The following is a 12255-nucleotide window of genomic DNA, read 5'->3' as shown; positions in this document are numbered from 1 at the left end:
TTTCAATCGATGCGGATGGCAAGCAGCGCCATGGAGTCGTGCCAATGAGTTGCCCACTGTGCGCTGAAGATGGCGGTGCGCTAGTCTGGCGTGGTGAGCGCCTGCGTGTCATCCGTGCGCAGGAGGCGGGGTTTCCTGCCTTCTATCGCGTGGTGTGGAATGCACATGTGGCCGAGTTCTCGGACCTGGCTGCCGTTGATCGTGTGCACTGCATGGAGGCAGTGGCCCTGGTGGAGCAGGCCCTGCGCCAGCACCTGTCGCCCACCAAGGTCAACATCGCGGCGCTGGGCAACATGGTGCCGCACCTGCACTGGCATGTGATTGCGCGGTTTGACTGGGACAGTCACTTTCCATCGCCCGTGTGGGCGGCGGCGCAGCGGCCCAGCCCGGCGGCGCAAGAGGTCGGCGTGCGGACCCTGCTGCCCGCGCTGGAGGCGCAGTTGCAATCGCGGCTGGCGCAGTTGCCTACCCGGTAACCCTGTTTGCGGTGTGCCCCAGAGCGGGTGGGACAATCGCAGAGGTCGTTTCTGACAACAGTTTTCTCACAGGTGAATCCATGGCAGGTTTGAAAGCGGGTGCGCCCACGCCGCAGGCAATCACGGTGCACGAGGCATCGCGGGTGCTCGAAGTAGGCTTCTCCGATGGCGCCACGTTCCGCATTCCGTTCGAGCTGATGCGTGTGTATTCACCGTCGGCCGAAGTGCAGGGCCATGGCCCAGGCCAGGAAGTGCTGCAGACGGGCAAGCGGGAGGTCACGCTGGTCAACCTGGAACCCGTCGGCAACTATGCGGTCAAGCCCACGTTTTCTGACGGGCATGACAGCGGCATCTTCACCTGGGACTACCTCTACGAACTGGGCGACAAGCAAGACGCGCTGTGGACCCAGTACACCGAGCGGCTGGCCGCTGCGGGGGCGGACCGCGATGCGCCGATGGCGTCTCAGGGTGGTGCCGGTGGCCATGCCTGTGGCAGCCATTGAGGCTGCGGGCCGGGTGTATTTCTGGCGGAGCACAGAACACGGCGGAAGCCCTTGTCTGTCAAGGTGCTATTGAAATGGTAGCTGTTGGTGCAATATAGAAAAGCGCTGGCGGCTGATTTCTTTTCAATAGCGTTGTCCAAATTGCGACAGATGCCCCATTTCAGTGCGGGGTTGTCGCTGTACCTCTGGCGTTCACGCGCCTAGCATGAATCTTATGAGCACCACGCATTTCGGTTTTCAGTCGGTGGACGAGCAGGAAAAAGCACGCCGCGTACGCGGCGTGTTCGACTCCGTGGCCTCCAAGTACGACGTGATGAACGACCTCATGTCGGCGGGCCTGCACCGTGCCTGGAAGGCCTACACCGTGATGGTGGCCAACCTCAGCGAAGGCAGCCAGGTGCTCGATATTGCAGGGGGCACGGGCGACCTGGCGCTGGCGTTCTCCAAGAAGGTGGGCGCCACCGGCCGTGTGGTGCACACCGACATCAACGAAGCCATGCTGCGCGTGGGGCGCGACCGCCTGATTGATGCGGGTGTGGTGTTGCCGACACTGGTCTGCGATGCCGAGAAGCTGCCGTTCCCCGACGCACATTTCGATGTGGTGAGCGTTGCTTTTGGCCTGCGCAACATGACGCACAAGGACCAGGCGATTGCCGAAATGTGCCGCGTGCTCAAGCCCGGCGGCAAGCTGCTGGTGCTGGAGTTTTCAAAGGTCGCAAAGCCACTCGAAAAGGTGTACGACTGGTATTCGTTCAAGGTGCTGCCCCAGTTGGGCAAGCTGGTGGCGGGCGACGACGCCAGCTACCGCTACCTGGCCGAGTCCATCCGCATGCACCCAGGGCAGGAAGAGCTCAAAAGCCTCATGCAAAAAAATGGCTTTGGGCATGTGGACTATCACAACATGACTGGGGGCATTGTGGCCTTGCATGTTGGAATCAAGTGCTGAGCGTTTCGCTCAGTCATTAACGGAGACGGAGAAGTCATGATGAAACTGTGGTCTGTGGTGTTGGTTGCGATGCTGGCGTTTGCGCACGCCGATGCCGACGCCCGGCGACTGGGCGGTGGTAAATCGACGGGGCAGCAATCGAGCAACGTTACGCAGCGTGAGTCGGCAGCGCCGGGTGCGCCCGCCCAGAATGCGACAAATGCGGCGGCTGCCAAGCCGCCTGCTGCGGGTGCAGCTCCGGCCGCTGCTGCGGCCAAGAAGCCTTGGGGCGCGATGCTGGGTGGCTTGGCCGCTGGCCTGGGCTTGGCCTGGCTGGCCAGCTCGTTGGGGCTGGGTGCAGGGTTTGCCAACATTCTGATGATTGCGTTGCTGGCCGTGGCCGCGTTTGCCATCTTCAAGATGGTGATGCGCGCACGCAGTGGCGGTGGCAACGGTGGCGCTGCTGCCGGTGGTGCGCCGTTCGCGTTCCAGGGCGCGGGTGCTGCCACGCCCGCCGCAGCGCAAGTGCCTCCACAGTACAGCCCCAACAACGTGGGCAACGACGCCTCGGCGCGCCCCTGGGAGCGCAGCAGCATGGCGTTTGATGCCTCGCGCGCTGCACAAGGCGGTGCGGGTTCGGGCGTGGTGATCGGCTCGGGCCTGTCCGGGTCGCAGAACTGGGGGATTCCTGAAGGCTTTGATACCGAGGGCTTCCTGTCTGCCGCCAAGCGCAACTTCGTCACCTTGCAAGCGGCCTGGGACCGTTCGGACATCGCCACCCTGCGATCCATGATGACCGACAGCATGCTCGGCGAGATTCGCACCCAGCTCACGGAGCGCGAAGACCACCGGGGCATGCAGCCCAACCACACCGATGTGGTCATGATCGAAGCCCAGTTGCTGGGCATTGAAGACCTGGGTGACGGCTACATGGCCAGCGTTGAGTTCTCCGGCATGATCCGCGAAGAGCCCTCAGCCGGCCCGAGCCCCTTCCGCGAGGTCTGGAACATGACCAAGCCCAAGGCCGGCAGCAGCGGCTGGCTGGTGGCCGGCGTGCAGGCCCTGCAGTAATAAAGGAAATGCCCCGCTGTGGGGCTATCCCAGTTCAGGGAATAATCGGGGACTATGGCAACACCACAGTCCCCTTTTTCGTTTCTGGACGGCCTCTTTGAGCGTGTGGCCGCCGGCCCCCAACCCCCCCAGTGGCTCGTGCATGAGATGCAGCAGCGCATGGTGCTGTTCCTCAACCATGTACTGATGCAGGAAAAAGAGGCCATGGACCGCCTGGTGCGTCAGAAGGGCCGCATCGCCCGCGTGCAGTGGCGTGCGTATTCGATGGCCCTGGTCATCACGCCCGCTGGGCTGTTCAACCTGGCGCCCGAAACTGCCGCGCCCGATCTGCAGCTTCACGTCACCGAGACCTCTCCCTTTGCGCTGGCCCAGACGGCCCTGCGGGGTGACAAGCCTGCCATCCGCATTGAGGGCGATGTGCAACTGGCCGCCGAAATCAACTGGCTGGTCGATCACGTGCGCTGGGATGTTGAGGAGGACCTGGCGCGTGTGATCGGTGACGCCCCCGCACACACTGTGGCGCAGGTGGCGAGCCGCGCTGCGCAAGCGCTGCGCCAGTTCGTGGGCACGCGCGTTGCACCAACGTCTTCAGCCGTCGCGCCCATGCCATCCGGACCCTCCACGCCTTCCGCGCCAAACAGCGGTTCCGACCGGGCTGGCGCATGAAGCAGTTCCTGAGGGGCGGCGCCATCCTGTGGGTGGTGTTCCGGTACGGCCTGGACGCCATGGTGCTGGACAGTTTCCAGAAGCCCTGGCTGCGATCGGTATCGCGCGTCCTGTCGTTCGGACGCAACCTGGATGCACCGCGCGGCCAGCGGCTGCGCTTGGCGCTGGAGCGCCTGGGCCCTATCTTCGTCAAGTTTGGTCAGGTGCTTTCGACACGCCGCGACCTGCTGCCGCCCGATGTGGCCGACGAGCTGGCCCGGCTGCAGGACCGCGTGCCGCCCTTCGACCCGGAGATCGCCATCGCCACGATCGAGCGGGCATTTCGGCGGCCGGTGGATGAGGTTTTCACATTCTTCGATCGCGTGCCGGTGGCCAGTGCCTCCATTGCGCAGGTGCATTTCGCCACGCTGCGGGACCGCCATGGCATCGAGCGCGAGGTGGCGGTCAAGGTGCTGCGCCCGGGCATGTTGCCCGTGATCGAGAAAGACCTGAGTCTCATGCGCATGATGGCCGGGTGGGTGGAGAGCCTGTCGGCCGACGGCAAGCGCCTCAAGCCCCGCGAGGTGGTGGCCGAGTTCGACAACTACCTGCATGACGAACTGGATCTGGTGCGGGAGGCCGCCAACGCTGCGCAGCTGCGCCGCAACATGCAGGGGCTGGACCTCGTGCTGATCCCTGAGATTTTCTGGGACTTCTGCCACCCCGAGGTCATGGTGATGCAGCGCATGAACGGTGTGCCCATCAGCCAGATCGAGCGCCTGCGGGAAGCCGGGGTGGACATCCCCAAACTCGCGCGCGACGGCGTCACCATCTTCTTCACCCAGGTGTTCCGTGACGGCTTCTTTCATGCCGACATGCACCCCGGCAACATCCAGGTGAGCCTGGATCCGGCCACCTTTGGGCGCTATATCTCGCTGGATTTCGGCATCGTGGGCACGCTCACCGAGTCTGACAAGGAGTACCTGGCGCAGAACTTCGTGGCGTTCTTCCGGCGCGACTACAAGCGCGTGGCGGAGCTGCACATTGAAAGTGGCTGGGTGCCGCCCGAGACGCGGGTGAACGACCTCGAATCGGCCATCCGCGCCGTGTGCGAGCCGTACTTTGATCGCCCGCTCAAGGAGATCTCATTGGGCATGGTGCTGATGCGCCTGTTCCAGACCTCGCGCCGCTTCCACGTCGAGATTCAGCCCCAGCTGGTGCTGCTGCAAAAGACCCTGCTCAATATCGAAGGCCTGGGCCGCGAGCTGGACCCGGAGCTGGACCTGTGGAGCACGGCCAAGCCCTTCCTGGAGAAGTGGATGCTGGAGCAGATGGGGCCGCAGCGCCTGTGGCGGGAGCTGCGGGCCGAGGCGCCCCACTATGCCAAGCTGATTCCCGAACTGCCGCGCCTGCTGCACGACGCCTTGCGGCAGCGCCCGGCTGACCAGCAGCAAGCCTTGCGCGAACTGCTGGAAGTCCAGCACCGTACCAACCGGCTGCTCCAGTCCATCATTTATGGCGGCGTCGGTTTTGTGCTGGGCCTTCTGGCGATGCAGTTGTTTGTGCGGATGCGGATTTTCTGAAACGGTGCGAACGGCACGAAAGTTGCCTTCATAATCCGCTGCAACTTTTGTTACGAATTTTGTAGCAAAGTGGTCACCCCTGGATCTGCAGGGGCCTCGGCGTGTCGGCCCACGGCACGCCGGGCGCACACCTGCTTTTTGTAACCTTCCTTGGAGTTTCGGAGCGGCGCCATGCTGATCACATTCATCGTTCTGTACCTGCTGGTCTCGATTGGTATCGGCCTGTATGCCGCCACGCGCGTGCACAACACGGCCGACTATGCGGTGGCGGGCCGCAGCCTGCCCCTGGCTGTGGTGATAGCCACGACCTTTGCGACCTGGTTTGGATCGGAAACCGTTCTTGGCGTGTCAGCCCGGTTTGTGGATGGTGGGCTGGGTGCGGTGGTGGAGGACCCATTTGGCGCCTCCATGTGCCTGGTTCTTGTAGGGCTGTTTTTTGCCTACAAGCTTTATAAGAAGAACCTCATCACCCTGGGTGACTACTACCGCCAGCGTTACGGGCGTGTGATCGAGGTGGCTTGTTCAGCCATCATCATGTTCAGCTACCTGGGCTGGGTGGCAGCGCAGATCACAGCTCTGGGGCTGGTGTTCAACCTGCTGACGCAGGGGTATGTGTCCGTCACCATGGGCATGGTCATCGGTACGGTCATCGTTCTGGTCTACACCCTGTATGGCGGCATGTGGTCGGTGGCCATGACCGACTTTGTCCAGATGATCGTGATCGCCGTGGGGCTGCTGGCCATCGCCTGGTACGCGGCGGACCTGGCCGGGGGTGCGGGCAAGGTTGTGGAATATGCCGCGCGTGAAGGCAAGTTCCAGTTCTTTCCCACGGGTGGGCTCAAGGAGTGGACCTTTTTCTTTGCCGCCGCGATCACGATGATGCTGGGCTCCATCCCCCAGCAGGATGTTTTTCAGCGCGTGATGTCGTCCAACAGCGCCGAGACAGCGCGCACCGGCCCGGTCATCGGAGGGGTGCTGTACCTGCTGTTTGCCTTCATCCCCATGTTTGTCGTTACGGCCGCCGTGCTGGTCATGCCCGAAACCGCCCAGGCACTGCTCAAGGACGATCCCCAGAAAGTGCTGCCCACGCTGGTGATGGAACGCATGCCGCTGATTCTCCAGATCGCCTTCTTTGGCGCGCTGCTCTCGGCCATCATGTCCACCGCCTCTGCCACGTTGCTCGCACCGTCCACCACTTTTGTGGAGAACATCCTGCACAACCTGCGGCCTGGCATGACCGATGCCCAGACACTGAAGGCCATGCGCATTTCGGTGCTCGTGTTTACCGCCTGCGTGCTCACTTACGCCATCACCATGCAGGGCACATCGATCTATGAACTGGTGTCGGGCGCTTACCAGGTACCGCTGGTGGGGGCTTTTGTCCCCCTGGTGTTCGGCCTGTACTGGAAGCGCGCGAGCACCCAGGGCGCCATCCTGGCGGTGGCCATGGGCCTGGGTGTGTGGCTGCTGTTTGTGGCCAGCCCCATGCTGTCCGAAGCGTTCCCGCAGCAACTGGCTGGGGTGCTGGCGGCACTGGTCGGCATGATCGGGGGCTCGCTGGCACCGCAGTGGATCGACGACCACAAAGGCCACGTCACCCACTACGAGGGCAGCGCCAGCTGATTGCATCGCCCCATGCCCAGTGCGTGGGGCTTGAGGATGGGCATGCCGCCTATAATTGAGGGTTTTGCACTTTCCCTCAACACACTGACATGCCTATTTACGCCTACAAATGCGGCTCCTGCGGCCATGCCAAGGATGTGCTGCAAAAAATCTCTGATGCGCCCCTCACGGTGTGCCCCGCCTGCGGCGCGGAAGCATTTTCCAAGCAGGTCACAGCGGCCGGCTTCCAGCTCAAGGGCTCGGGCTGGTATGTGACCGATTTTCGCGGTGGCAGCGGTGGCAGTTCTGCCCCCGCGACGGACAGCAAGACAGAACCGAAAATCGAGGCCGCGGCGCCGGCAAGTTCTGGTGATGCTCCTAAAAAAGAAGCATCTGGTGCAGCAGCATCAAGCGCTGGTGGCAGTTCTACCACTTCCACCTCCTCTGCGAGCTGAGTGACCCTCATGGCTGCCTTGCGCAAGTGGCTGTTGACCGGCCTTCTGGTGATCGTGCCGGGGGTTATCACGGCCTGGGTGCTCAACTGGATCGTGAGCACGCTGGACCAGACCCTGCAAATCCTGCCTGTTGCATGGCATCCCGACAAGCTGCTGGGCTTTCACGTCCCGGGCTTTGGCGTGGTTCTCACGCTGCTGATCCTGTTGGTGGTCGGTGCCGTCGCCAGCAACTTCGCGGGCCGCAAGCTCGTGCAGTGGGGCGATGCGGTGGTGCACCGCATCCCGGTGGTACGTTCGATCTATTCCAGCGTCAAGCAGGTGTCCGACACGCTTTTTTCCGAAAGCGGCAATGCCTTTCGCAAGGCCGTGCTGGTGCAGTGGCCGCGCGAGGGCGTCTGGACCGTGGCCTTCGTCACTGGCGCGCCCAATGGCGAGGTGGCGGCATACCTGCGCGATGAATTCGTGAGCGTGTATGTGCCCACCACGCCCAACCCCACCGGCGGGTATTTCGTGATGCTGCGCAAGAGCGACTGCGTCGAGCTCGACATGAGCGTGGACGCCGCCCTCAAATACATTGTTTCGATGGGCGTGGTCGCTCCGGCTGACCCCACGCTTGTTTCCCACAGTAAGTAAATCCCTTTAACGCGCCCCTTGGGCGCCGGAAGTTTCTGCCATGGCCATGCGTTCCCACTATTGCGGTCTTGTGACCGAAGCCCTGATGGGCCAAACCGTTACCCTGTCTGGCTGGGTGAACCGTCGTCGTGACCATGGCGGCGTGATCTTCATCGACCTGCGCGACCGCGAAGGCTACGTGCAGGTGGTGTGCGATCCCGACCGTGCCGAGATGTTCAAGACCGCCGAAGACGTGCGCAACGAGTTCTGCGTGCAGGTGGTGGGCCTGGTGCGCCCCCGCCCTGACGGCACGACCAACGACAAGCTCAAGAGCGGCCAGATCGAAGTGTTGTGCCACGAGCTGAAGGTGCTGAACCCCTCCGTCACGCCTCCGTTCCAGATGGACGACGAGAACCTGTCGGAAACCACGCGCCTCACGCACCGTGTGATGGACCTGCGCCGCCCGCACATGCAGCGCAACATGATGCTGCGCTACAAGACCTCCATCCAGGTGCGCAACTTCCTGGACAAGGAAGGCTTCATCGACATCGAAACGCCCATGCTGGGCAAAAGCACGCCCGAAGGCGCGCGCGACTACCTGGTGCCCAGCCGCGTGCACGACGGCCAGTTCTTCGCGCTGCCCCAGTCGCCCCAGCTCTACAAGCAGATGCTGATGGTGGCTGGCTACGACCGCTACTACCAGATCACCAAGTGCTTCCGCGATGAAGACCTGCGCGCCGACCGCCAGCCCGAATTCACGCAGATCGACTGCGAGACGTCGTTCCTGGGCGAAGAAGAAATCCGTGCGATCTTCCAGCGCATGATCACCGAGGTGTTCCAGCAGCAACTGGGCGTGGACCTGGGCGAATTCCCGATCATGACTTACCAGGAAGCGGCTTTCCGCTTTGGCTCGGACAAGCCCGACCTGCGCGTAAAGCTCGAATTCACCGAGCTGACCGAAGTGATGAAGGACGTGGACTTCAAGGTCTTCTCTGCTCCCGCCACCACCAAGGGCGGCCGTGTGGTTGCCCTGCGCGTGCCCGGCGGCGCACAGATCTCGCGCGGTGAGATCGATGCCTACACCGAGTTCGTGAAGATCTACGGTGCCAAGGGCCTGGCCTGGATCAAGGTCAACGAAGTGGCCCAGGGCCGCGAAGGGCTGCAGTCGCCCATCGTGAAGAACCTGCATGACGCGGCCATCGCTGAAATCCTCAAGCGCACGGGTGCGCAGGATGGTGACCTGCTGTTCTTCGGTGCCGACAAGGAAAAGATCGTCAACGACTCCATCGGCGCGCTGCGCCTGAAAGTGGGCCACAGCGAGTTCGGCAAGAAGAGCGGTCTCTTTGAAAACCGCTGGGCGCCGCTGTGGGTGGTGGACTTCCCCATGTTCGAGCATGACGAAGAAAACGACCGCTGGGCCGCTGTGCACCACCCCTTCACGTCGCCGAAGGATGGCCATGAAGACCTGATGGACACGGACCCCGGCAAGTGCATCGCCAAGGCCTACGACATGGTGCTCAACGGCTGGGAGCTGGGCGGTGGCTCGGTGCGTATCCACCGCGCCGATGTGCAAAAGAAGGTGTTCGATGCGCTCAAGATCACACCCGAAGACGCACAAGCCAAGTTCGGCTACCTGCTGGATGCCCTGCAGTACGGCGCGCCCCCACACGGTGGCCTGGCCTTCGGTCTGGACCGCCTCATCACGCTGATGACCGGTGCGGAATCGATCCGTGACGTGATCGCTTTCCCCAAGACCCAGCGCGCTCAGGACCTGCTCACGCAGGCGCCTTCGCCCGTGGACGAAAAGCAGTTGCGCGAGCTGCACATCCGCCTGCGCAACATCGACGCTGTCAAGGCAGCCTGATCCGGGGCTTTCCCCGAACCCGGCGCGGATCCACTCTCGTGGCATCGCACGACAAAGCGGCAAGGGCTTGGCAGCCTGCGCCGCTTTTTTCTTGGCCAGCCCGCGCCCTCGGCGATGTGGCGCTGGCACTGAAAGGACACTTTCCATGCGTTCAATGACGACCCGGGCTTTGTGGATGGGCGCCGTGCTGCTGGCCCTGGCAGGTTGCGGCGAAAAGAAGACCGAACTGGGCCAGGGCGGTTCCGTGGTCACTGGCTCGGCAGGGCCGGCAGGGGCCAGCAACGCTGCGCGCGAACTGGTGCGCTGCGAGGCGCCCGTGGCCACGCTGGCGCTGGCAGAAAACCCCAGCGGCTACACCATGGGTTCGGGCTACAGCCTCCCGCCATCCCCCGTGCCCCTGGTCAAGCTGCTGGCCCAGCAAAGTGGCTGCTTTCGTGTGGTGGACCGGTCGGCCGGGCTGCGCGGAACCATCCAGGAGCAGGATCTCAAGGACTCCGGCGTGCTGCGCAAGAACAACTCCACCGTGGCAAAGGGCAAGGGCTATGAGGCGCAGTACACGCTCACACCCAGCCTCACGTTCAGTGAGCAGGACGCGGGACGGGGCCTGGCGGGCGTGATTGCCATGATTCCGGTGCTGCGCGACATCGCGGGCCTGGCCGGCATGGTGGAGCAAGTCAAATTCAAGGAGGCGCAAACGGCACTGCTGCTGTCCGACAACGAAACCACCGAGCAGGTTGCCGCCGCCACCGGGTCTGCACGCACCACTGACCTGGGCGTGGGCGGGCTCGTGTTCGGCAAGCTCGGGGGCGCAGCGGGTGCGGGCTGGAGCAATACCAACGAGGGCAAGGTCATTGCCGCTGCCTTCCTGGACGCGCACAACCAGTTGGTGGTGCAGGTCAGGGCGCTGCAGACCAAGGAGCTGCCACCGCCCGTTCCCACCACTTCAGCCCCGCGTTCCAAGGCCGGGTAAAGAGGGAAGGTGTCGCCCATGGTGCCGACAGCGCAGCACCGGCCCTACAAGCTTCCAGAGTCGGTGCTGGTGGTCATCCACACGCCCGCCCTGGAGGTGCTGCTGATCCGCCGCACGGGCGGTGATGGGCACTGGCAATCTGTCACCGGGAGCAAAGACCGCCTTGATGAGTCGTTTGAAGAAACCGCCCGCCGCGAAGTGGCCGAGGAAACCGGCATTGACGCGCGGGCGCCCGGCTGCCTGCTGACCGACTGGGCCTTGGAGAACGTCTACGACATCTGGCCGCAATGGCTGCACCGATACGCCCCGGGGGTCGTGCGCAATCGCGAGCGGGTGTTTGGCTTGTGTGTGCCAGCAGCTACGCCCGTGGTACTGAGTCCTCGTGAACACGATGCTTTCGAATGGTTGCCGTGGCAGCGCGCGGCCGAGCGCTGCTTCTCGGCCTCCAATGCCGAGGCCTGCTTACTGCTTCCTCGTTTTGTGTAGGCAGACGTTGGTGCGCGCCCCGCACTGCGCGCGGCGGCGCCTGCAGCTCACTTGCGCTGGGCGAGGATGCGGATCAGGTGGTCTGCGAAGCCCTCCGCTGCAGGCGAGGTGGCCCGCCGTGCGGGGCTGTAGAGGCACACGTAGCGCATGACTTCGGGCGACAGGATGCGGCGGCGCACCAGTCCGAGTGGCTTGGCCAGTGCACCCACATAGTCGGGCGCCAGCGTAGCGGCCACATCGGCGGCAGCCAGGCCCATGGCGGTGGAGATGTTGTCCACGATCTCTACGGGGGTCACACGCTGCTCGCTGGGCAGCCCGGTGTGCATCTGCGCCACGCTGCGTTCGTGATCCCGCCCGGCAGCCACCAGTGGGTAGGCGTGCAGCTGCGCCCAGGTCACGTTGCGTTTGTGGGCCAGGGGATGGGTGGGCGCACACCACAGCACCCAGGGGCTCTCGAACAGCTGGGTACGCACGATGTCATCGCCACAGGCGCGATCCGGACCCAGTGCCAGATCGGCGTCGCCGCTGGCAACCGCATCGACGAGTTTTTCCACCGGCACGTCGCGAATGCGGATGTGCACCTTGGGCCTGGTTTGTGTATAGGCCTTGATGGCTTTGGGCAGGATCACGCTGGCGACGACCAGTGGTGCGGCGATTCGCACAATGCCCGCTGCGCGGTTGCGGACATCGCTGGCGGCCGACTGCGCTATGCGCATGTGCTTGAGCACCGACTCTGCCGAGGCCAGAAACTCCCGCCCCGCGCTGGTGATGTCAACCCTGCGCGTGCTGCGCTCAAACAGTTTGAAGCCGAGTGCGTCTTCCAACTCGCTCACGAGTTGGCTTACAGCAGACGGCGTAAGTGCCAAACGCTCTGCGGTGGCCGCGAAGCTGCGCAGCTCGGCCACGGTGACAAAGGCTTCGAGCTGGCGTGGCGTGAAATGGGGCAGAGACATGGCTGTTGCGGTTGAATCGCTGGGATCATGTCATTCATTAGAGCATCTTCACAATCCGTCATAAAGCATTGATTGTGTTCAAGGAAGGCGCTGCAGATACTTCGCGACGG

The 12255-nt window shown here is 63.5% G+C and carries 13 protein-coding genes; 12 read left to right on the top strand and 1 reads right to left on the bottom strand.

The features are described from left to right. The first annotated feature begins 44 nt into the window (after nucleotides 1-44). The 12 genes from ACQ4MJ_RS15925 (at nucleotide 45) to nudB (ending at nucleotide 11192) form a co-directional block, all read left to right on the top strand. Nucleotides 45-476, top strand: coding sequence for an HIT family protein (locus ACQ4MJ_RS15925; protein ID WP_431151991.1), 432 nt, complete (start codon nucleotides 45-47; stop codon nucleotides 474-476). An 80-nt stretch (nucleotides 477-556) separates the two neighbouring features. After that, entirely contained in the window at nucleotides 557-979 is a 423-nt protein-coding gene (locus tag ACQ4MJ_RS15920) for a gamma-butyrobetaine hydroxylase-like domain-containing protein (RefSeq protein ID WP_431151992.1), read from the top strand. 214 nt (nucleotides 980-1193) lie between these two features. Then, complete coding sequence (ubiE, locus tag ACQ4MJ_RS15915) at nucleotides 1194-1925, top strand: bifunctional demethylmenaquinone methyltransferase/2-methoxy-6-polyprenyl-1,4-benzoquinol methylase UbiE (RefSeq protein ID WP_121507415.1); 732 nt, start codon at nucleotides 1194-1196, stop codon at nucleotides 1923-1925. A 36-nt stretch (nucleotides 1926-1961) separates the two neighbouring features. Next, nucleotides 1962-2975 carry a Tim44 domain-containing protein gene (locus tag ACQ4MJ_RS15910; protein WP_055399128.1) on the top strand — a complete coding sequence of 338 codons (1014 nt, stop codon included), beginning with the start codon at nucleotides 1962-1964 and terminating at the stop codon, nucleotides 2973-2975. A 54-nt stretch (nucleotides 2976-3029) separates the two neighbouring features. After that, nucleotides 3030-3641, top strand: a complete 612-nt coding sequence (locus tag ACQ4MJ_RS15905; RefSeq protein WP_121507413.1) for a ubiquinone biosynthesis accessory factor UbiJ — start codon at nucleotides 3030-3032, stop codon at nucleotides 3639-3641. Further along, on the top strand, nucleotides 3638-5203 hold the full coding sequence (gene ubiB, locus ACQ4MJ_RS15900) for a ubiquinone biosynthesis regulatory protein kinase UbiB (protein WP_121422474.1): 1566 nt from the start codon (nucleotides 3638-3640) through the stop codon (nucleotides 5201-5203). Before ACQ4MJ_RS15905 ends, ubiB begins: the two co-directional genes overlap by 4 nt. Before the next feature lie 171 nt (nucleotides 5204-5374). After that, complete coding sequence (locus ACQ4MJ_RS15895; protein WP_431151993.1) at nucleotides 5375-6826, top strand: sodium:solute symporter family protein; 1452 nt, start codon at nucleotides 5375-5377, stop codon at nucleotides 6824-6826. An 89-nt stretch (nucleotides 6827-6915) separates the two neighbouring features. Beyond that, nucleotides 6916-7260, top strand: a complete 345-nt coding sequence (locus tag ACQ4MJ_RS15890; RefSeq protein WP_431151994.1) for an FmdB family zinc ribbon protein — start codon at nucleotides 6916-6918, stop codon at nucleotides 7258-7260. A gap of 9 nt (nucleotides 7261-7269) precedes the next feature. Continuing rightward, on the top strand, nucleotides 7270-7893 hold the full coding sequence (locus tag ACQ4MJ_RS15885; RefSeq protein WP_055399363.1) for a DUF502 domain-containing protein: 624 nt from the start codon (nucleotides 7270-7272) through the stop codon (nucleotides 7891-7893). 40 nt (nucleotides 7894-7933) lie between these two features. Next, entirely contained in the window at nucleotides 7934-9736 is a 1803-nt protein-coding gene (gene aspS / locus ACQ4MJ_RS15880) for an aspartate--tRNA ligase (protein ID WP_431151995.1), read from the top strand. Nucleotides 9737-9890: 154 nt separating this feature from the next. Continuing rightward, nucleotides 9891-10706: a CsgG/HfaB family protein gene (locus ACQ4MJ_RS15875; protein WP_431153058.1), complete on the top strand. Its 816-nt coding sequence runs from the start codon at nucleotides 9891-9893 to the stop codon at nucleotides 10704-10706. Between the two features lie 18 nt (nucleotides 10707-10724). Further along, entirely contained in the window at nucleotides 10725-11192 is a 468-nt protein-coding gene (gene nudB / locus ACQ4MJ_RS15870) for a dihydroneopterin triphosphate diphosphatase (RefSeq protein ID WP_055399114.1), read from the top strand. Nucleotides 11193-11239: 47 nt separating this feature from the next. Here the strand turns inward: nudB and ACQ4MJ_RS15865 are convergent, their stop codons facing one another. Beyond that, the gene (locus ACQ4MJ_RS15865; protein WP_431151997.1) at nucleotides 11240-12145 is read right to left on the bottom strand and encodes a LysR family transcriptional regulator; all 906 of its coding nucleotides are present in this window, start codon (nucleotides 12143-12145) and stop codon (nucleotides 11240-11242) included. Between the last annotated feature and the right edge of the window lie 110 nt (nucleotides 12146-12255).

The organism is Acidovorax facilis (assembly GCF_050626955.1).
Classification (GTDB): Bacteria; Pseudomonadota; Gammaproteobacteria; order Burkholderiales; family Burkholderiaceae_C; genus Acidovorax; species Acidovorax facilis.
Note: the sequence above shows the minus strand (reverse complement) of the source record. Positions and strands in the feature narration are given on the sequence as shown.